Origin of the sequence: Cellulosimicrobium sp. MI9406, assembly GCF_040595865.1 — a bacterium.
Taxonomy (GTDB): domain Bacteria; phylum Actinomycetota; class Actinomycetes; order Actinomycetales; family Cellulomonadaceae; genus Cellulosimicrobium; species Cellulosimicrobium funkei.
Genome location: NZ_JALIZI010000001.1, coordinates 561104 through 582237, shown reverse-complemented (window position 1 = coordinate 582237; position 21134 = coordinate 561104). Strand labels below are relative to the sequence as shown.

At 69.9% G+C, this 21134-nt stretch carries 14 protein-coding genes and 2 tRNA genes; 1 reads left to right on the top strand and 15 read right to left on the bottom strand.

The window, feature by feature from the left end; genetic code table 11:
- Positions 1 to 149: 149 nt before the first annotated feature.
- The 10 genes from MT994_RS02555 to gyrB form a co-directional block, all read right to left on the bottom strand.
- Complete coding sequence (locus tag MT994_RS02555; protein ID WP_061268273.1) at positions 150 to 434, bottom strand: hypothetical protein; 285 nt, start codon at positions 432 to 434, stop codon at positions 150 to 152.
- Positions 431 to 1297 carry a hypothetical protein gene (locus MT994_RS02550; RefSeq protein ID WP_354804993.1) on the bottom strand — a complete coding sequence of 289 codons (867 nt, stop codon included), beginning with the start codon at positions 1295 to 1297 and terminating at the stop codon, positions 431 to 433. The genes MT994_RS02555 and MT994_RS02550 overlap by 4 nt, the downstream gene beginning before the upstream one ends.
- On the bottom strand, positions 1294 to 2403 hold the full coding sequence (locus MT994_RS02545) for a hypothetical protein (RefSeq protein WP_354804991.1): 1110 nt from the start codon (positions 2401 to 2403) through the stop codon (positions 1294 to 1296). Before MT994_RS02545 ends, MT994_RS02550 begins: the two co-directional genes overlap by 4 nt.
- On the bottom strand, positions 2400 to 5243 hold the full coding sequence (locus tag MT994_RS02540; RefSeq protein ID WP_354804990.1) for a Z1 domain-containing protein: 2844 nt from the start codon (positions 5241 to 5243) through the stop codon (positions 2400 to 2402). Before MT994_RS02540 ends, MT994_RS02545 begins: the two co-directional genes overlap by 4 nt.
- Positions 5244 to 5721: 478 nt before the next feature.
- Positions 5722 to 5794 (bottom strand) — tRNA-Ala (locus tag MT994_RS02535).
- Between the two features lie 38 nt (positions 5795 to 5832).
- Positions 5833 to 5952 carry a DLW-39 family protein gene (locus tag MT994_RS02530; RefSeq protein ID WP_021483216.1) on the bottom strand — a complete coding sequence of 40 codons (120 nt, stop codon included), beginning with the start codon at positions 5950 to 5952 and terminating at the stop codon, positions 5833 to 5835.
- Between the two features lie 27 nt (positions 5953 to 5979).
- Positions 5980 to 6053 (bottom strand) — tRNA-Ile (locus MT994_RS02525).
- 127 nt (positions 6054 to 6180) lie between these two features.
- Complete coding sequence (locus MT994_RS02520; RefSeq protein ID WP_233139918.1) at positions 6181 to 7185, bottom strand: DUF3566 domain-containing protein; 1005 nt, start codon at positions 7183 to 7185, stop codon at positions 6181 to 6183.
- Positions 7182 to 9821: a DNA gyrase subunit A gene (gene gyrA, locus MT994_RS02515; RefSeq protein ID WP_044144050.1), complete on the bottom strand. Its 2640-nt coding sequence runs from the start codon at positions 9819 to 9821 to the stop codon at positions 7182 to 7184. Before gyrA ends, MT994_RS02520 begins: the two co-directional genes overlap by 4 nt.
- A 183-nt stretch (positions 9822 to 10004) precedes the next feature.
- Positions 10005 to 12080: a DNA topoisomerase (ATP-hydrolyzing) subunit B gene (gene gyrB, locus MT994_RS02510; RefSeq protein ID WP_031315400.1), complete on the bottom strand. Its 2076-nt coding sequence runs from the start codon at positions 12078 to 12080 to the stop codon at positions 10005 to 10007.
- Between the two features lie 561 nt (positions 12081 to 12641).
- On the opposite strand from gyrB, the gene MT994_RS02505 reads away from it, so the two are divergent.
- Positions 12642 to 14204, top strand: coding sequence for a hypothetical protein (locus MT994_RS02505; RefSeq protein ID WP_354804989.1), 1563 nt, complete (start codon positions 12642 to 12644; stop codon positions 14202 to 14204).
- Between the two features lie 92 nt (positions 14205 to 14296).
- Here MT994_RS02505 and MT994_RS02500 read toward each other — a convergent pair whose 3' ends face one another.
- The 5 genes from MT994_RS02500 to dnaA all read right to left on the bottom strand — a co-directional run bounded on the left by MT994_RS02500 (position 14297) and on the right by dnaA (position 21070).
- On the bottom strand, positions 14297 to 14917 hold the full coding sequence (locus tag MT994_RS02500; protein WP_233139917.1) for a DciA family protein: 621 nt from the start codon (positions 14915 to 14917) through the stop codon (positions 14297 to 14299).
- Positions 14904 to 16208 carry a DNA replication/repair protein RecF gene (gene recF / locus MT994_RS02495; protein ID WP_354804988.1) on the bottom strand — a complete coding sequence of 435 codons (1305 nt, stop codon included), beginning with the start codon at positions 16206 to 16208 and terminating at the stop codon, positions 14904 to 14906. Before recF ends, MT994_RS02500 begins: the two co-directional genes overlap by 14 nt.
- Before the next feature lie 37 nt (positions 16209 to 16245).
- A complete protein-coding gene (gene gnd / locus MT994_RS02490) occupies positions 16246 to 17184 on the bottom strand; it encodes a phosphogluconate dehydrogenase (NAD(+)-dependent, decarboxylating) (RefSeq protein WP_354804986.1) in 939 nt (312 codons plus the stop codon).
- 52 nt (positions 17185 to 17236) lie between these two features.
- Entirely contained in the window at positions 17237 to 18367 is a 1131-nt protein-coding gene (dnaN, locus tag MT994_RS02485; RefSeq protein ID WP_034651929.1) for a DNA polymerase III subunit beta, read from the bottom strand.
- 1281 nt (positions 18368 to 19648) lie between these two features.
- Positions 19649 to 21070, bottom strand: a complete 1422-nt coding sequence (dnaA, locus tag MT994_RS02480; RefSeq protein ID WP_043651559.1) for a chromosomal replication initiator protein DnaA — start codon at positions 21068 to 21070, stop codon at positions 19649 to 19651.
- Positions 21071 to 21134 lie beyond the last annotated feature (64 nt).

Sequence of the window (21134 nt, the reverse complement as noted above, 5' to 3'; positions counted from 1 at the left end):
AGCAAGTCGAGCTGCCAGCGCGTGTTCACAACCGAGCTTAGCTGAACCTTCAGCTAAACTCAACCGTGCGCAACCGATGTTTGCGTCTCGTCGCGCCCGTCATGCTCTGGGTGCCGCCAGATCTCGACGACTGCGCTGCTTGGCCCCAGCTAGTCGACGTAGAACCTCACCGCATCACGGACGGCCTGAAGGCCCTTAAGAGTCACGGTCCCTCCGCGAGACTCGAAGTCCGGTGCCCAGACCTCGCCGGTCGACTCGACGATCGCCTGCGCGATCTGGGGCTTCGTCAGCTCAGTCGACAGACCTAGCGCGAGCTCCTTGTTGACCATGTCGAAGATCGTGCGGGGCTCGGTCGACCCAGTGGACATCTTCGGTGCCTCCCGTCCGAGCGCGTCGGCAATCTCGATGACGACGTCCTTCTTCTGCACCCTCACAGCTCGCCTACCTCTTCCATGTGTTCCTGCAGGTCATTGATGGCCCCTGTGGCCCAGCCCTGTGCGAGCTCGTCCGTCACGGACGGTGCCGCGAGACCGACGATCCTGATCCGGTCGAGCACCATGTACTTGAGAGCCAGCTCGTTCCAGATCGTTCCTGCTGCCAGTGCGGTCGGCGTCGCCAGCGCGGTCGTGGGATCGACGTCCATCGCCAACCAGGATCCCCACAGCCGCGTGTCGACATCCATGCCCTTTGCGAGGAGGTTCTCTTGCAGGGTGCACTGCACGAGCACCACCGGGAACCCAGCGCGGCCGTCAGGGAACGGACGCCATGCGACGACATCGACGCCGCCGTCCTTTCGGCGCGGCTGCCGGTATCCCTGCCCGACGTCCACGCCGATCTGCTGGGCGAGCCAACGGATCGCTAGGTCGAACTCTGGTGGTCGGCCGATGTCAGAGGGCCACCCGAACCGCAATGCGTGACCCGCGTCGCCCCAGATCCGCGAGGTTGCTTCCGCGACGACGTTCTCGAAGATGACCGCCATCGACTCGTCCGGCGCTGCACCCAAGTACTCGCGCACCGGGTTGCCGGGTGCCATCAGCGCAACGGTCACGTACGACGATGATGCAGCGTCCGGGTTCGCGCGGACCGCGAACTCGTTGACCCTGAACGGATACCTGTCGCCAAGCAACCCCTCCCGTCGAGCCATCTCGCGGACCCCAGTGCTCACCATCTGGGCCTCCAGCCCATGGCGTGCCTCGAGGAAGGCGTTCAGCGGATCGAGCCCGAGCGGTCGCGTACCGCGGACGAGCAGCATCGTCTCGATCCAGTCCGCGATCCGGTCACGGCCGCGAATCGTCACGACTCCTGCGCCTCTATCGCCGCTTGGTCGACGACGTTCCGCATGGACTCGACGAGGGACTCGAGGTCCGACAAGAGTCCGACGACCTGCTTGTCCGCGGCATACTCCGCGAGGTCGTCGCTCGCCGCGCCGAGTGCGTTCGTGGCCGCGGTGATGCGTCTGATGAGACGCTCCCGCGGGTCCATCCCCGCACTCTGAACCTGCTGCTTCGCCTCTTCGAGGCTCTTGCCGGAGCGGAGAGCGGACAGGCCCACCTCGCTGGACACGATGTTGCCGAGGGCGCTCATCTGTCGCGAGTCAGTGATGACCGGCTCTGCGTCCTCGTCGCCGAAGACCCAGGAGATGACCTCCTTGAGCTCGTTGATCTTGCCGGCGGGCACGGGCTCGTCGCCGGGCTCGAGCCGGGAGCCCAGAGGCGCGCCGATGTGATCGCGGAGCTTGGTGTTGCCCATCGCGACGGTCAAGAGCGAGAAGGCACCTTCGACGTTGCCCGTGTTCAGACCGACGGAAGCCGCCTGGCTGACGATCGCCTGGTCACGGTAGAGATCGGCAGCCTTGCTCTTGGTGATGCCGATCAGATCGGCAACCTCCTTGATGGTGCGGCCCTCGGCGACACGAGCGGCTATGAAACGCGCCTGCATGTAGGGCCGCCACTGGAGCTTGCCCACGACGTGCGCGCGCGACACCTCGACATGGGTGGCTTCGCGGCTCTGGTGGACAACGATCGGGACAGCGACATCGGGCGACATCGCGGCCTTGGAGGCGACCGCCTCCCACCGGATCGGCTCGATGAACTGCTCGCGAATCTCGGGGTGGGTCAGCCCGAGTAGAGCGGTCAGCCGGCGGTTTCCCTCGACGACGATGTACCTGCCGGGCTCATCGTCGCGGATGGCGATCAGTGGCTCGGCCGCGAAGAAGCCGTTGTCAGCGATGGATTGCGCGACAGCGAATGCATCGAACCCGAGTTCCAGGTCGATCGCGAGGTCCGCCTGCGCGCCACCTTGACGGGATGCAGGGAGCCGGGGGTTGTGGGGGTCGAGCAGGAGGGCCGAGATCGGCACGTGCACGAGCTCGCCGGATCGGACTCCGGACTGGCCATCAGTCATGCGAGGGTTCCCTTTCGGACGATCTTGCGGTCACCGAGATGCACGGCGAGCGTGAGCAGCTCATTGGTCGGGTCATCACGACGAACGACCCGATGGATCTGGACGACGAGGGCGCCGGGATCATCGGCGATGCCACCGATCACGCGGTCGCCGGGATAAGACGGTCCGCCGTTGTTCCGCACGTTGTCACGGCCTTGGAAGAGGTTGACGAACCCCGTCTCGACGTCCCACTTGCGCTTCCGCGCCTGCCCGTCGTCTTCCATGAGGATGACAGGAACGGTCTGCGACTGGTTGTGGTGTCTCTCCAGCGCATCAGTCACGTCGCGGAGGCGCCACGACGGCCCGTAGTCGTCGGCGGACCAAGGCAAGACGAGCCGTGCGACGACATCGGCCACCGTGAGTTGCACCGTGCGCAGAGACAGACGTCCGTAGTCAATGGCGGGCGCGTCCAGCAGACCGATAGCCTCCGTGAGCGATCTGTTCGTGGCGATCGCTTCGGGGGTGAGACGCGGTAGCCGCACCGAGGTCCATCCCATGCCCTGGTAGTCGAGCTGGCTCACAACCGCGTCGCGGGTCGGCTTCATGCCGTCGGGGAGCATGAGTCCGACGTCCCGCGCCCAAGAATGGACGGTGCCGCCTGCGTCGACGTGGTCCTGCAGCTGGGCTCGCAGGTCGTACTCCGTGAAGACGATGTCGCGGAGCGAGCGGATGGTTCGCTTCGTCGCGAAGAACTGGCAGTAGGGCAGCTGGTCCCGGCGGTATCCGAACGCACGAGCCCGTTGTTCGAGCGTGTCTACCTGGGCGCTCGGCGGTCGGTTCATGTAGGTGACCGTCAGTCCCTCGACGGTGAACCCGCGGTCGAGCTTGTTGCCGCCAATGAGGATGTGGACCGGAGTGACGTTCCACTCGACCTTGTTGAGAGCCGACGTCGAGTTGACGAGCCAGAGCGACGTCTCGCGCAGAACCCAGCGGACCTTCTCGAGGAATGACCCGTTGTCGAGGTCCGGGGCTCCGCGTTCCGTCAACGTGACGCGTTCCCTCTGCACGGCGTCAGGCAGGTCGGGGATTGACGCCGCCTTGTCGGCGACGGAGCGCCACTTCCGGAGCTCACGTTCGATGAGGAACCTGTACCGCTCCTGGACGTCGTTTCGTTGAGTCGAGTGAACGAGCATGCTCACCGGCGCGGCGTCGGGCTGGCGTTCGACGAGCATGGCGGCACCAGCGATGAACGACCCGAGCGCAGACGTGAGACTCAGCGGGAGCTCGAGAGGCAGCGTCTTGGGCGCCTGCTCGTCAAGGAGCGGGACGTCGCGGATCACCTGGTCAGCAAACTCGACGAAGAACTCTCGTCCGCCGGTGTACCCGCTGCCCGGCTCGAGGAACTCGACGAAGTCCGGGCTCAGCAAGTCGTCCGCGTCAAGCATGAGGGGTGCGTACGGAGTGGCCGTGTACTGGACGTAGAGGTGCTTTGGCACGCGCGAGCGGAGGATCCGGATCGCCTCGTAGGTCTTGCTCTCCGTCGCCGAGCTCGTGTTCAGCGACGCCTGATCCGCCTCGTCGTCGATGATGAGCACCGGCACCTGCTCGATCCCGGGCACGTTGTCGAGAACAGCGGCGAGCGCGTTCAGCCGACCAGCGTGCTTCAGCACAGGTATCAGGACCGCGCGACCGTTATCGACCCTGTCGCCGATCCGCTTGGCGGTTGCAATCCCGGAGGGGTTCGTCTCAGTGACCCATCGGTAGTCCTTGCGGGACTGTGTGCCGAGCGCGGACTCGAGTCGGTTCTTGTTCTGATCCAGGAGGAGGTTCGTCCCTCCGAGCACGGCGACGATGATCTGGTAGCCCTGATCGGCGGCCGCCGCGATGAGCGCGGTGATGGACGTCGTCTTGCCCGACTGGACGTAACCGAGCGCGAGCCCTGTCTGTCCGCCGACGCCGGTGCGCTGGGGTCCACGTTCGAGGATGCTGATCACGGACTTCCAGATGCGAGAACGACTCTCGTCATCCATCCGCGCCACGAGCTGCCCGTCGATGAGCAAGGCTTCCTTGCCGGTGAGCGCTTCGGAACTCATGGCTTCCCTCTCGATCAAGATGGTGCGGCGAGTCTCGTTCCACCCTCCGAGCCGTCCGCGGAGAACGCCGCTCGATGGTGCTCCTGGCGCGTGCTCGGTACGCCAGGTGTCGTACCCGTGGAACGACGCCGTGGGCCCGCTGTGCTCGACGTAGGTCCGTGCGAAGTGCCAGAGGTCATCGTCCGTCCACGACGACTGGTAGTCCCGCCGCCTGCGCCGCGAGCTTTCAACTCCGGCAAGCTCGCATGCAGCCGCCCAGCCATAGAGCTGCTCGATCCGGGCTGCGCTCGGACCGTGGATCTCGCCCTCGTCGATCAGCTCCTGGTACGCGTTGCGGGACAGCGGCCACTCGTATGTCGCGGCGGTGCCGAGAGCAGAGATGACGTCGTCCTCCGTCCATCGGACCGAGCCCCGCTTTGTCACGCCGAGGTACGCGGAGAGTTCCTTCCCGCCGATCCGTCGCACGGTTTCCTCGTCGACGTCCGACATGATGGCGACCTCTGCCGTCGAGCGGGCAAGTCCGGTCGCGACGACGGAGAACACGCGGTCTCGAACCCGCTGATCACGCCCCTCCCGCTCGGTGAAGCGCGCAGCCCGCACAGCTGCGCGGTCGACTCCACCCATGTTGCTGACGATCTGCCGGACACGCTCGCGGGTGAGGCCGAACTCTTGCCCCACTTCGTCGAGCGTGGCGCCTGCTTGGCGCATCTCGTAGATCTGCCGATCGCGGTCCTGGGTCGTCGTCCAGTTCCGGGTCGCTTTACCCAAGCGTCACCTGCTTGCTCATGTCAACTGCCGACCTCATCGCCGGACATCCAGAGGCTACCGATAAGCGCCGACAATGACCGAGATGACACCTGGGATCGGCCGGGTGAAAGCGAGTCACGGACCGAAGGCGCGAGTCGAAGGATGACGGGCGACTCCGGTGCCCTCGGCCGCGTACAGTGCGTAGGCGTCGGCCGGGTCAGAGAGTCCCCATCGAAAAGATCTCATGCCTCATGGGTCACTTCGGCATCCGCTTTCACCGAGGACGTCTACCGCCACGAGCTCAGACCTGTCATCCAGTCAGCAGCGAACGTCATGGACGACGTCTTCCGGAACGTCCCGACAGCCGCCGACGCCGACGAACGACCGACCCCCAAAGATGCCCAGTCAGCCACAGGATCCGGGAACGATAGACAGACTCCGCTCCTTGAACGCAAAGAAGATGACCTGGTCCGAACGCATCGGACCAGGTCATCTGATGTGGAGCCAGGGGGACTCGAACCCCCAACCCCCTGCTTGCAAAGCAGGTGCGCTACCAATTGCGCCATGGCCCCGGGTGACGCGGCCGGGGCCGGTCAGCGGCGAGAGGTGCTCACTCGAAGGTGTCGGTGACCTCTGCCCAGAGGTCGCGCTCGGCGTTGTCCTCCGTGTACTTGCGCCACACGAGGTACCCGGCGCCGGCGGCGAGGAGCAGGAGCAGAAGCTTCTTCATGGTGTTCCCCCTCGAGTGGGTTGGCAGTGGGCCTAAGAGGACTTGAACCTCTGACCTCTTCCTTATCAGGGAAGCGCTCTAACCGTCTGAGCTATAGGCCCGCACGCGCCTCGCCGGACAGCCCCAGGAGGGCTGCTCCGCTCGCAGGCAGCGATTGAGGTTACCCCACCGGGAGCCGCAGACCCAAACCGAGGGCCCGTGCCTCCCGGTCGGGGAGCCGGTGCGCGGTCAGTCGTCGGTGAGCGTGAGGTGCACGCCACCCACGAGCGCCGCGACGATGTTGTACAGGAACGCCATGATCGTCGAGAGCGCCGTGATGATGACGACGTTCACCACGCCGAGCAGCGTGGCGATCGAGATCACGCGGCCGAACGCGACGTACTGACGGATGTCGACGTCCGTCTCCGTGCCGACGATCTGCGTGAACAGCTCCTCGATCTTGTAGAAGACCTGCATGCCGTCCAGCACGTACCAGACGACGGCGGTCGCGACGACGGTCATGATCCCGATGGCGACCGCGAGGAGGAAGCCGAGCTTCATCGCGGACCACGGGTCGATGCGCGAGACCGCGAGCCGCACGCGGCGCGGGCCGCCGTCGGGCCGAACGGCGGGCGTCGCGCCCGTCGCGGTCCCCACGGCCGGCGTGGCGCCCGTGAGCGGGCTCGCGGTCCCCGTCACCCCGGCGGCGGAGTAGTGCATGGAGGCCCCGGCGGGAGCGCCGGCGGTCGCCGCGCTCGTGGGGGCCGAGGTGGTCGTGGGCACGCGCCTCACCGTCTCGTCGTCGATCTCGTCGTGCCCGCGCTCGGGCTCCGTCTCTGCGGGTGCGGCGGGGACCGCCGCCGACACCTTCTTCGCGGCCGTCTTCGCCGCCGCGATCGCCGCGGCCGCCGCCTTCACCGCCCCGGCACGCGCGACCGCGACACGGCTCTCGCCCGACGCGCGCTCCATGCCGTCGTCGTCCACCGTGCCCTGCGCGGGCGCCGCCTGGGCGGACGGGCCCGGGGGCGGCGGGGGAGGCGGCGGGACGGCGGCCGACGCCCCGTCACGCGGGGTCGCCGCCGCCGAGGCGCCCTTCGACGAGCCCTTCTTCGACGAGCCGTTCGACGACGTCCCGTCCGCCTCGCCGTGCCGGCTCGGGGACGCGGCCCCGGAGCGTGCCGACGCGTCCGTGTCCGGCCGCGGCACGGTCAGCCGCGGCGTGATGGTCGGCGGTGCGTTGTTCTCGCTGCTCATCTGGTTTCCTCGGTGGTTCCGGGGGCCGGGTCGGTCCCGCCCGCCCCGTCGGACGAGGCGGTCGCGTCGGTGGTCGGTGCGCTGCTCGTGTCGGTGACGCCCGGGGCCGTGCCGGTCCCGTCCTCGCCCTCCACGGTATCCCGATCCTCTCCGAGACGACGCTCGACGTTCCGCGCGACCGCGATGATGCGGTCGCCCTTGTCGGGCTTCGCGAACGTCACCCCCTGCGTGTTCCGACCGGTGAGGTTCACCTCGCCGACCGCGGACCGCACGATCTTCCCGCGCTCCATGATGACCAGCACCTCGTCGTCGGCCTCCGTCACCAGAGCCCCCACGAGATCTCCACGAGCCTCCACCAGGTTGGCGACCTTGATGCCCAGACCGCCGCGGCCCTGGACGCGGTACTCGTCGATCCGCGTGCGCTTCGCGAACCCGCCCTCCGTCACGACGAAGAGGTCGGAACCCTCCTCGACCACGTCGGCCGAGAGCAGCTCGTCGCCGTCGCGGAACTTCATGCCCGTGACGCCCGACGTCGCGCGGCCCAGCGGCCGCATCGTGTCGTCGTCGGCGGGGAAGCGGATGGACTGGCCCTTGCGCGACACGAGGATGAGGTCGTCGTCGGCGTCCACGAGGAGCGCCGCGACGAGCTCGTCGGGCGTCCCGGACTCGTCCTCGCGCAGGTTGATCGCGATGAGGCCGCCCGAGCGCGGCGAGTCGTACTCCGAGAGCCGCGTCTTCTTCACGAGGCCGCGACGCGTCGCGAGCACCAGGTACTGCGCCGCGTCGTAGTCGCGCAGGTCGAGCACCTGGGCGATCTTCTCGCCCGGCTGGAACGCGAGCAGGTTCGCGACGTGCTGCCCCTTGGCGTCGCGCCCGCCCTCGGGGAGCTCGTACGCCTTCGCGCGGTAGACGCGGCCGAGGTTCGTGAAGAACAGCAGCCAGTGGTGCGTCGTCGTCACGAAGAAGTGGTCGACGATGTCGTCCTCGCGCAGCTGCGTGCCGCGCACGCCCTTGCCGCCGCGCTTCTGGGCGCGGTAGCTGTCGCTGCGCGTCCGCTTCACGTACCCGCCGCGCGTGATGGTGACGACCATCTCCTCCTCGGCGATGAGGTCCTCGATGGAGACCTCGCCGTCGAACGGGAGGATCGTCGTCCGACGCTCGTCGCCGTACTTCGCGACGATCTCGCCCATCTCGTCGCCCACGATCGACCGCTGCCGCTCCGGCTTCGCCAGGATGTCCTGGTAGTCGAGGATCTGGCGCTCGAGCGCGTCGTGGTCGTCGAGGATCTTCTGCCGCTCCAGGGCCGCCAGTCGGCGCAGCTGGAGGTTGAGGATCGCGGTCGCCTGGACCTCGTCGACGCCCAACAGCTCCATGAGGCCCGTGCGGGCCTCCTCGACGTCGGGCGAGCGCCGGATCAGCGCGATGACCTCGTCGAGCGCGTCGAGCGCCTTGAGGTACCCGCGCAGGATGTGGATGCTGCGCTCGGCCTCCGCCAGCAGGTACCGCGTGCGGCGCACGACGACGTCGAGCTGGTGCGTCGTCCAGTGCCGGACGAACGCGTCGAGGCTCAGCGTGCGCGGCACGCCGTCGACGAGCGCCAGCATGTTCGCGCCGAACGTGTCCTGGAGCTGGGTGTGCTTGTACAGGTTGTTGAGGACGACCTTCGCCACCGCGTCGCGCTTGAGCACGACGACGAGGCGCTGGCCCGTGCGGCCCGACGTCTCGTCGCGGATGTCCGCGATCCCCTGGACGCGGCCCTCCTTGACGAGGTCCGCGATCTTCGCGGCCAGGTTGTCCGGGTTCACCTGGTAGGGGAGCTCCGTGACGACGAGGCACACGCGGCCCTGGATCTCCTCCACGTTGACCACGGCGCGCATGGTGATCGAGCCGCGGCCCGTGCGGTACGCCTCCTCGATGCCCTTGTGGCCGAGGATCGTGGCGCCCGTGGGGAAGTCCGGGCCCTTGATGCGCTGCAGCAGCGCCGCGAGGAGCTCCTCGCGCGAGGCGTCCGGGTGGTCGAGGTGCCACTGCACGCCCGCCGCGACCTCGCGGAGGTTGTGCGGCGGGATGTTGGTCGCCATGCCGACGGCGATGCCCGCCGAGCCGTTGACCAGCAGGTTCGGGAACCGGGCCGGCAGGACCGACGGCTCCTGGGTGCGGCCGTCGTAGTTGTCCTGGAAGTCGACGGTGTCCTTGTCGATGTCCCGGACCATCTCCATGGCGATCGGCGCCATGCGGCACTCGGTGTACCGCGGGGCGGCCGCCGGGTCGTTGCCGGGGGAGCCGAAGTTCCCCTGGCCGGCGACGAGCGGGTAGCGCAGCGACCAGTCCTGCACGAGGCGCACGAGCGCGTCGTAGATCGCGCTGTCGCCGTGCGGGTGGAACTTGCCCATGACGTCGCCGACGACGCGCGAGCACTTCGAGTAGGAGCGGTCGGGGCGGTAGCCGCCGTCGTACATCGCGTACAGCACGCGCCGGTGCACGGGCTTGAGGCCGTCGCGCACGTCCGGCAGCGCACGGCCCACGATGACGCTCATCGCGTAGTCGAGGTACGACCGCTGCATCTCGAGCTGCAGGTCCACCTGCTCGATGCGCCCGTGGTGCACCGCGACCGCCGTCCCGTCGGCGTGCACGATCTCCTCGGACCCGTCGCCGGGAGCCGTGGGCTCGTTCTCGGGGTTCTGCTCGTCGGTCACGGTCTACCTCGTTCGTTCGTCTCTTCGTGCGTCGTCGTCCTGGAAGACCTCCGGACCCGCCCGGGAGGGCGGGCCGCGCCGGGGCGTCCGGTCCTGCCGCCCCCCGGCTCCGCGAGGAGCGGCTCAGATGTCAAGGAACCGCACGTCCTTCGCGTTGCGCTGGATGAAGCTCCGGCGGGACTCGACGTCCTCGCCCATGAGGACGGAGAAGATCTCGTCGGCCGCCGCGGCGTCGTCGAGGGTCACCTGGTTGAGGGTGCGGTGCTCGGGGTCCATGGTCGTGTCCCACAGCTCCGAGTAGTCCATCTCGCCCAGACCCTTGTAGCGCTGGATCCCGTTCTCCTTGGGGATCCGCTTGCCGGCGGCCTGCCCGGCGGCGAGGAACGCGTCGCGCTCCTTGTCGGAGTACACGTAGTCGTGCGGGGCGTTCGACCACTTGAGCCGGTAGAGCGGCGGCTGCGCGAGGTAGACGTGCCCGTTCTCGATGAGCGGGCGCATGTACCGGAACAGCAGCGTGAGCAGGAGCGTCGCGATGTGCTGGCCGTCGACGTCGGCGTCGGCCATGAGGACGATCTTGTGGTACCGGAGCTTCGTGAGGTCGAAGTCCTCGCCGATGCCGGTGCCGAACGCCGTGATGATCGACTGGACCTCCTGGTTGGACAGGGCCCGGTCGAGGCGCGCGCGCTCGACGTTGAGGATCTTCCCGCGGATCGGCAGGATCGCCTGCGTGCGGGGGTTGCGCCCGCGCACGGCCGAGCCGCCCGCGGAGTCACCCTCGACGATGAAGATCTCGCACTCCTCCGCGCGGTTCGACTGGCAGTCGCGCAGCTTGCCCGGCATGCCGCCGGACTCGAGCAGGCCCTTGCGGCGGGTGGCCTCGCGCGCCTTGCGGGCGGCGAGACGCGCCTGCGACGCCTGGATCGCCTTGCGGATGACGTCGCGACCCTCGTTCGGGTGCGCGTCGAACCAGTCGGTGAGCTGCTCGTGCACGACGCGCTGCACGAAGGTCTTGGCCTCGGTGTTGCCCAGCTTCGTCTTCGTCTGGCCCTCGAACTGCGGCTCGCCGAGCTTCACCGAGATGACCGCCGTCAGGCCCTCGCGGATGTCGTCGCCCGTGAGGTTCTCGTCCTTCTCCTTGAGGATGCCCTTGTCGCGCGCGTAGCGGTTGACCAGCGAGGTCATCGCCGCACGGAAGCCCTCCTCGTGCGTGCCGCCCTCCGTCGTGGAGATCGTGTTCGCGTAGGTGTGGACGGACTCCGAGTACGCGCTCGTCCACTGCATCGCGATCTCGACCGAGATGCGCTTCTCCGTGTCCTCCGACTCGAAGTCGATGACGTCGGGGTGGACGAGCTCGACCTTCTTCGCCGTGTTGAGGTGCTTCACGTAGTCGACGAGGCCGCCGTCGTACTTGTAGGTCACGGTGCGCGCGGGGGACGAGCCGGCCGCCGCGGTGCCGTCGGCCTCCGAGACGCCGTCGGCGTCCGCCGCCGCGTCGTCCCCGCCCGTCACCTCGTCGCCGGTGTCGAGGTGGGCCGGACGCTCGTCCGTCAGCGTGATGCGCAGCCCCTTGTTGAGGAACGCCATCTGCTGGAAGCGCGCCCGCAGGGTCTCGAAGTCGTAGTCGGTCGTCTCGAAGATCTCCGGGTCGGCCCAGAAGGTCTGCGTCGTGCCCGTCTCCTGCGACGGCTCGAGCCGCTCGACCGGCGCGACCGGCTTCCCGCCCTCGGTGAACTCCTGCCGCCACGCGTACCCGTCGCGCCGGACCTCGGACACCATGCGCGTCGAGAGCGCGTTGACGACCGACATGCCCACGCCGTGCAGACCGCCGGAGACGGCGTACCCGCCGCCGCCGAACTTGCCCCCGGCGTGGAGGATCGTCATGACGACCTCGAGCGTCGGCTTGCCCTCGGTCGGGTGGATCGCCACGGGGATGCCACGGCCGTTGTCGACGACGCGCACGCCGCCGTCGGCCAGGAGCGTCACGTCGATCGTGTCCGCGTGCCCGGCGAGGGCCTCGTCCACAGAGTTATCCACAATCTCGTACACAAGGTGGTGGAGACCGCGCTCACCGGTGGAGCCGATGTACATGCCCGGACGCTTGCGGACCGCCTCGAGGCCCTCGAGGACGGTGATGTTGCTCGCGTCGTAGCCGCCGCCCGCCGAGGGTGCCGCCTCCGCGGACGCCGTCGGGTCGGGGATGGCGGTGTCGGTGTGCTCTGCCACGGGCAGGACTGCTCCTCGTCGTCGTGCGCGCGACCGCCGTGTCCGTGCCGGACCGGCCGCCGCTGCTCAAAGGTTCCGGGCCCGCACCGCCGCCTGCGCCTGCTCCGTGCGAGGAGCGTCCGACCGGCCGCGGACGGCCGGTGGAGGCACCGCGGACGGGTTGCGCGGGCGGGTGGTGACAAGACCCGGAATGACCTCCCCAGTCTACCCGCCACGAGCCGAATTCCGCGGATCTCGGCCGTCCTGAGGACATCTCGCAGGACATTCGCGACGCGATCCGCGCCGTCCCGGCGGAAGTTCTCCACACGGTTGTCCACAGGCTCTGCGCACGAGGCTCGGGCGACCGTCCACGGTCGTCGAAAAAGTGCCCGCAGCAACCGTCCTGCGCTCCAGGTGGGAGCGCTACCGCGGCCGACAAGTCGGGAATCGGTGTTTCACGCGGAAAGTGGTCTAATACCACACACCATCCTGATTCGCGCGTCGTCCGCGCAGCAGCGGTACCACGCGGGCGGCTCGACCCCGAAGGGACCCCACTCAGTGAAGAGACTCCTCGCGAGCGCCGCGGCGACAGCGCTCGCGCTCGGCGGCCTGCTCGTGGCCACCGCGGCACCCGCCTCCGCTCACACGCCCGACGTCACCGCCGACTGCACGACGCTCTCGGTGAAGCTCTGGGCCTACTCGAAGAAGAGCAACGAGCTCACCGTCACCGTGGACGGGAAGGAGGTCGAGTCCACGACCTTCCAGCGCCAGCTCACGCGGTCGTACGACCTCGACCCCACGCAGGACCACACCTGGACCGTCTCCGTCGACGCGTCCGACGGGTCGCAGTACGACTACGAGCAGTCCGGCTCCACCCGGGCCTGCGAGACGCCCGACGCCCCGGTCCAGGTCGGCGTCTACGTCTACCCCAAGATCGACCCCGCGCAGCCGGCGGCCTGGGAGAACTCCGGCCCGCAGAAGCTCGTCACGAGCACCGAGGTCCCCCTGCCGGAGAAGCCGTGGGACAAGGCCTGGGTCGTGCAGCCCCTCGACCTGGAGGACGTGCGCGAGGTTGCCCGGGCGATCCAGCCGGACGTCGACACGGCCGGGCTGTGCACCGCCTGGGCCGTCCAGCAGGACCTCGTGGACCTGCCCGGCGGTCTCGACGACCTCCCGACGGACATCCGCTACTCGCCCGACGGCAAGCACCTCGGGGAGTTCCCCGAGGGCACGCTCGTCGCGTGGGACCACCAGGACCTCGCCGATCTCCTCCCCGAGGGCGCGTGCGACACCCCGAGGCCCGGTGCGCCCGCCCAGCCGGTCCAGGAGGAGGTCGACGTCCTCGTCACGCCGGCCGTGCCGACCGCCGTCGAGGTCTGCGGCACCGAGCTCACGGAGCAGAACCTCCCCGCCGAGTCGGAGGACGTCCGGTACACCCTCACGGACGAGGGCGTCGTCGCCGAGCCGAAGGACGCCGCGGCGACCTTCTCCCCCCAGACCGAGGAGCTGGGTTACCTCGTGACCGAGGACGGCCGGTTCGCGCTCTTCCCGCTCGAGGACCTCCTGCCGTCCGACGAGGCGTGCGCGCTCGTGCCCGGCGAGATCGGCGCCGTCTGCCAGGGCGACGTCCCGTACCTCGGCTACGAGATCGGGCTGCCCGAGGGCGTGACGGTCGACTCGGAGACCCCGCTGACGATCACCTTCCTGCACCCGAACGGCGGCGAGGACTACGTCGTGACGGACCAGCCGCTCAGCGGGACTCTCCTGTGGCCGGGCGCGTCCGCCGAGGAGCCGAGGCAGTGGCCCGGGTTCGTCCGGAACGAGGACGGCTCGTACACGGAGACCGACGGCAACTACGCCTGGACGCGCGACGGCGCCGAGGTGCTGTTCGAGGTCAACCCGTCGTACTCGACCGTGGTCGAGTACCCGCCGGCGACGAGCGCGTGCGCGAACCCGCCCGTCGCTCCCGTGGCCGTCGAGGACGTCGCCGGACCCGAGGAGCCGACCGGCCCCGCGCTCGCCACGACCGGTGCGACGGTCGCCGGCGCGGCCGCGTTCGCCGCGCTGCTCGTCGGCGGCGGGGCCCTGGTGCTCTGGCTGCGCCGCCGAGCCCAGGCCTGACCCCCCTGACGTGGTGACCAACGCCCCGGTCACCACCCGCGAGGCCCGCCGTGCCCCCTGCACGGCGGGCCTCGTCGTCGGTCCGGACCCCCTCAGCCCCAGGTGTCGCGGGGACCCGGCCCCCGGACGGACTTCTTCCCCCGGCGGAAGCTCGGACCCGCCGGCCCGAGCACGGTCACCGTCTCGACGACCCCCTCGCCCACCTCGCGCGCGAGCCGCTCGAGCAGCTGCGGCGTGAGGAGCCGCACCTGCGTCGCCCACGCCGTCGAGTCGGCCCGCACGACGAGCACCTTGTCCTCGAACGTCTCGGGCTCGCAGTGGTCGGCGACCTGGTCGCCCACGACCTCGCGCCACCGCCCGACGACGCCCCCCACCGACACGTCCGCGACCCAGTCCCGCTCGCGCAGCAGGCGCGCGACGACGTCGCCCAGGAGCTGCGGGTCGCGGCCGCCCGGGCGCGCGCCCGACGTCGGCGGGTCCGCGAGGATGCGTCGGCGAGGCTCCTGCCCGGGCCGCAGCCCTTTCGCGCGCGCCGCCGCCTTGGCGCGGTTCAGGGCCTGTCGCGCCACCTCCGCCGGCGGGGTCAGCTCCACGACGTGGCCGACGGGCAGCCCCGTGGCGCGTCGCTCCGGGAGGTCGTCGGCCGTGCCGGGGCGCGCGTCGTCGTCCTGGCGGTCCGCCGGGTCCCGGTCCGCGGGCTCAGTCCTCGACACGGTGCACCGTCCCGTCGTGCACGGCGAACCGCGCGCCGTCGAGCCGGCTCGGGACGTCGTCGGGCACGGCCGCGGTGATGATCACCTGGCCCGCGTCGGCCACGAGCTCGGCGAGCCGCTCGCGCCGCCGGACGTCGAGCTCGGCGAACACGTCGTCGAGCACGAGGATCGGCTCGCCGTCGGGCCCCCACTGGTCGGCCCACAGGAGCGAGTCGAGGCCCGCAGGGGCGCCGTCGCGCAGCAGCCGGTACGACGCGAGCCGCAGCGCGAGCGCGAACGACCACGACTCGCCGTGGCTCGCGTAGCCCTTCGCGGGGAGGCCGCCCAGGGTGAGGACGAGGTCGTCGCGGTGGGGACCGACGAGGTTCACCCCGCGGTCGACCTCCTTCGCGCGCACGGCCTCCATGGCCTCCAGCATGCGCCTCTCGAGCGCCGCCACGTCGGGGATGCCCGACGCCGGCGCGTCGCCCGGGTCCGCGGCGTCACCCGCCGCGGGCGGCCCCACCCGACCGTCGTCCGCGTCGAGCGCCTCGTCCACGGACGAGCGGTACGCGATGCGCGCCTCGCCCTGCCCCGCGCTGACCTGCTCGTACGCCTCCGCGACGTAGGGCGTGAGCGCGGCGACGAGCTGCAGGCGCAGCGCCGTGATCTCCGCGCCGAGGCTCGCGAGACGCGCGTCCCACACCTCGAGCGTCGCGAGCGGCGAGGCCGCGGTCTCGGGGGCGTCGTCGTCGGGCGGCGGCTCGACGGCGGACGGCCTCCGCCGGCCGCGGCCGCGCAGCGCCGTCGTCGACTTGAGCAGCGCGCCGCGCTGGCGCAGCACCCGGTCGTAGTCCGCGAGGAGCGCCGCCACGCGCGGCACCAGGAGCACCGCGAGCTGGTCGAGGAAGCGGCGCCGTCCGTCCGGGTCGCCCTTGACGAGCGCAAGGTCCTCCGGCGCGAAGAGCACGGTCCGGACGATGCCGAGCACGTCGCGCGGCCGCTGGGCCGGGGACCGGTTGATCCGCGCCCGGTTGGCCCGCCCCGACGCGATCTCGAGCTCCACGGTGCTCGCCCGGTCGCCCCGCACGACGCGCGTGCGCACGACGGCACGCGTGGCCCCCGCACGGACGAGCGCGGCGTCGCCCGCGACGCGGTGGCTCGCGAGCGTCGCGACGTACCCGATCGCCTCGACGAGGTTCGTCTTGCCCTGCCCGTTCTGCCCGACGAGCGCGTTCACGCCCGGGACGAGCTCGACGTCGACGGACTCGTACGAGCGGAAGTCGACGAGGGAGAGGTGCGAGACGTACATCGGTGCGGCGAAGGTCGAGGAGGTCGGAGGGGACCGGTCAGGCCGGGGGTTCGAGCGGCCCGGCTCCCGGGGAGGCCGGACCGGCCGCCTTGACCGCGTGCCCGCCGAACTGCTGGCGCAGCGCGGCGACGGCCTTGAGCGCGGGCGACTGCTCCTGGCGCGAGGCGAAGCGCGCGAAGAGGGCGGCGGAGATGACCGGCAGCGGGACGGCGTTGTCGATCGCCTCGTCGACCGTCCAGCGGCCCTCGCCGGAGTCGTCGACCCAGTCGTCGATCGCGGCGAGCTGGGGGTCCTCCTCGAGCGCCTTGACGAAGAGGTCGAGGAGCCACGAGCGCACGACCGTGCCACGGGTCCACGCCTTCATCGTGCCGTGCACGTCCTTGACGAGCTCGCTCTTCGCGGCGAGGAGCTCGTAGCCCTCGGCGTACGCCTGCATGAGCCCGTACTCGATGCCGTTGTGGACCATCTTCGCGAAGTGCCCGGCACCGACCTCGCCCGCGTGGACGAAGCCCTCCTCGCGCGGGCCGTCGGGACGCAGCGCGTCGAAGACCGGCATGGCCGCATCGACGTACGTCCGGTCCCCGCCGACCATGAGCCCGTAGCCGTTCTCGAGGCCCCAGACGCCGCCCGAGACGCCGACGTCGAGGTAGCCGACGCCCTTCTCGGCCAGCTCCGCGGCCCGCGCCTGGTCCTCGGCGTAGTAGGAGTTCCCGCCCTCGATGACGAAGTCGCCCTCGCCGAGCAGGCCGCCGAGCTCGGTGACCACGCCGCGGGTCGCGTCGCCCGCCGGGACCATGACCCACACGATGCGCGGGCCGTCGTCGGGCAGCGCCGCGACGAGGTCGGCGAGCGTCGCGACGTCGGACACCTCCGGACGAGGGTCGTAGCCGACGACCTCGATGCCGGCGGCGCGGACGCGCGCCCGCATGTTGTTGCCCATCTTGCCGAGGCCGACGAGGCCGATGCGCGTGACCATACGAGTCCTCCGGGTGCGGTGGTGCGGTGCGAGCCGTCCGGCTCCGTCGGGGTCAGCCGGCGAAGCGGATCGGCACCAGCAGGTAGCGGTAGTGGGACGAGTCCTCGCCGTCCAGGGAGTCCTGACCCGTGAACTCGACCGGCTTGTTCGGGTGCGTGAAGCTCAGGCGCACGAAGTCGGTGCCGAGCGCGCCCAGGCCGTCGAGCAGGAACTGCGGGTTGAACGCCACCGAGATGTCCTCGCCGACGAGCACCGCCTCCAGCGCCTCGGACGCCTGCGCGTCGTCGCCCTGCCCGGCGTCCAGGACGACCTGCCCGTCCGTGAACGACAGACGGATCGGCGTGTTGCGCTCGGCGACCAGGGACACGCGCTTGGCGGCGTCGATGAGCGGGGCGGTGGGGACGACGGCGTGGATGGGCGTCTCGTCCGGGAAGAGCCGGCGCACGGCGGGGTAGTCGCCGTCGACGAGCTGCGACGTCGTGTGACGGCCCCCGGCCTCGAAGCCGATGAGGTCCACGCCGGCGCCCGTGTTGAGCCCGATGTTGACGAGGCCCGAGCCGCCGAGGGACTTTGCCACGTCGTTGAGGGTGCGCGCGCGCACGAGGGCGACGGCGGAGTAGCTCGGGGTCACGGGCGTCCAGGTGAGCTCGCGCAGGGCGAGGCGGTACCGGTCCGTCGCGAGGAGCGTGATCTTCTCGCCCTCGATCTCGACGCGCACGCCCGTGAGGAGGGGGAGCGTGTCGTCGCGGCTCGCCGCCACCGTGACCTGCGCGACGGCGTTCGTCAGCTCGTCGCCCGAGACGGTGCCGGAGAGCTCGGGCATCGCGGGCAGCGCCGGGTACTCGTCCACCGGCATGGTGAGGAGCGTGAACCGGCTCGCGCCGCACGTCACCGTGACCTTGTTGCCCTCCAGGACGACGTCCACGGGCTTCGCGGGCAGCGCCCGGGAGATCTCGGCGAGCAGTCGGCCGGAGACGAGGACCGTGCCGGGCTCGCTGACCTCGGCGGGGATCTCTGAGCGGGCCGAGACCTCGTAGTCGAAGCTCGACAGCCCGATGGTCCCCGACGCGTCGGCCTCGAGCCGGACCCCGGCGAGGACGGGCGCGGGCGGGCGGGTCGGCAGGGTTCGCGCCGTCCAGGTCACCGCGTCGGCCAGGACATCACGCTCAACCCGGAACTTCATCCCACACCCTCTCGTCCCCACGTCTCGGTCGGACCCGATCTTCACATGTGCCGCCCTGCTTCGCCGCGACGCCGGGCTCGCCGTCGGGGCCGCTCGTCCTCGCTCGTCCACCGGGCAGGTCTGCCGCTGTGGACACGAGGTGCCGGGTCGTAGGTCCGCGCACACGTGTCGTGCATGAACCCTACGCGAGGAGGCGGGTGGGAGGAACTGGAACGGCGGGCCTGGGGACTGAGGCCCGACGGCGGTCTCCGCCGACGTCGCGCGCTCGCCGCGGCTCGACGAGGATCGGGAGCAGGCTCGTGGAGCACAGGTCGCACCGTCGGCCGCCGGAGCCTGATGAAGGCGTGTGGAATTTCCCCTCTGAGAACACTTTCGTCGTCGTCATAGGGGTTGTGGATCTCGTGGAAAACCGGTGTCCGCCCAGGTCAGAGGGCACAAATGCGTGTGGACGAACCGGTGAGCCCAGTGTGGGAAAGTCGCGGCGCCTGTGGGCGGCCAATCTGTCCCCACACGTCGTCCACCGATCGAGGGTGCCCCGTCCACACCGAGAGGGCCTTCGTCCACAGCTGTCCACAGAACTGTGCACAGACCCGGTCTGGGTGAGCCGTCCACAGGGTGTGTACGAAGGTCTTCGTCCACAGGGTTCGGGGGGAAAACCATGATGTTGTCAGGATTTGTCGCGACACACGCGACCCTGTGGTCCACCGTCGTCGTCTGCATTCCGCGGATGTGAATTCCCACAGGAGTCCTGTGGATGACTGTGGACAACTCCACCCACATGCTGTGTACGAGTGTCGTTCACGACCGTGGCCGGGGAGTCGCGTGGGCGCTTGGAGCCGATATCCACAGAATATGGCACCGCAGTGGGCAACCCTGTGGACAGCACGCGAGACCGGTGAGGAAGGGTCTTCGGGGTCCGCGACGAGCTGGTGAGACCGTCCAGCGGCGGTGGACGACCCCGTTGACACGTCGCTCGGGGAGGGGCGCGTCCGGTCCGTCCGGGGTCGTCGGACGGGCGTCGCGTCGCGACGAGGCTCGACAGCCGCAAGAAGATCGGCCTGGTCGCGGAGGGATCTCGGTGATCTCGGACCCGCTCCGCGGGGGGATGGCGAGAATCTCCGGGGCGGAGGCCTGGAACGAGATGGACGTGGATCGTCCGAGCTCGACGCAGGCCGAGGAGTGCCACCGGGGGCGTGCGGTGCGACGCGAGAGAGCCCGGCCGCGACGCCCGACCGCGACGTGTGTGCCAGAGCAGCACCGTCCGGGCACGGCCGCGCCGCCTCAGCCGCGGTGCTGCTGCTTGATCCGGCTCGTGAGCTCAGTGACCTGGTTGTACGTGGAGCGGCGCTCGGCCATCTGCTCGGTGATCTTGCGGTTCGCGTGCATGACCGTCGTGTGGTCGCGGCCGCCGAACTGCTGCCCGATCTTTGGGAGCGACAGGTCGGTGAGCTCGCGGCACAGGTACATCGCGATCTGGCGAGCGGTGACGAGGACGCGCGATCGCGAGCTGCCGCAGAGGTCGTCGATCGTCAGCCCGAAGTACGCCGCCGTCTGCGCGATGATCGCGGCGGGGGTGATCTCCGCGCTGTCCTCGTCGGTGATGAGGTCCTTCAGCACGATCTCCGCGAGCGGGAGGTCGACCTGCTGGCGGTTGAGGTTCGCGAACGCGGTGACACGGATCAGCGCGCCCTCGAGCTCCCGGATGTTCGTCGAGATGCGCGACCCGATGTAGGACAGCACGTCGTCCGGAGCGGCGAGGCGTTCGCTCGACGCCTTCTTGCGGAGGATCGCGATGCGCGTCTCGAGGTCCGGCGGCTGGACGTCGGTGATGAGGCCCCACTCGAACCGGGAGCGCAGGCGGTCCTCGAACCCGTTGAGCTGCTTGGGGGGCAGGTCGGACGTGATGACGACCTGCTTGTTGGCGTTGTGCAGCGCGTTGAAGGTGTGGAAGAACTCCTCCATCGTCTGCTCCTTGCCCTGCAGGAACTGGATGTCGTCGATGAGGAGGACGTCGACGTCGCGGTAGCGCCGCTGGAACGCCCCGGCCTTGCCCTCGCCGATGGAGTTGATGAAGTCGTTCGTGAACTCCTCCGAGTTCACGTAGCGCACGCGCACGTTGGGGTACAGGTTGTGGGCGTAGTGCCCGATCGCGTGCAGGAGGTGCGTCTTGCCGAGCCCGGAGTCCCCGTAGATGAACAGCGGGTTGTAGGCCTTGGCGGGTGCCTCGGCGACCGCGACCGCGGCCGCGTGCGCGAACCGGTTCGAGGAGCCGATGACGAACGTCTCGAAGACGTACTTGGGGTTCAACCGGCTCGGCTCGGCCTGGGGACGCGGCGGGGGAGGTGCCGGCAGGTCCGGGAGGAGCACGTCGTCGGGCTCGATGTAGGGGCGCTCCACCGCCGGCCGCGACGCGGGCGCGAGGACGGGGTCGGAGCTGAGCTCCGGGTCGACGGTGATGCCGAACCGGACGTCGCGCCCGAGGCAGGAGGACATCGCGGTCACCAGCTCGTCGCGGACGCGCGTCTCGAGGTACGTGCGGGTCTGCTCGTGGGGGACCGCGATGAAGACGGTGTCGTCCAGGATCGCGAGCGGCTTGGCCAGCCGGATGAACGCGATCTGCCGCGGGGTGATGTCCGGGCTCGCCTCGAGGATGCTCAGGGTCTGCGCCCAGACGTCGGCGATGTTCTCGTCTGGGTTGGCCACGGGCAGTTCCTCACGGGGGTCGACAGCGTGCGCCGGGCAGAGCTCCGGCCGTCGTCGAGCACGC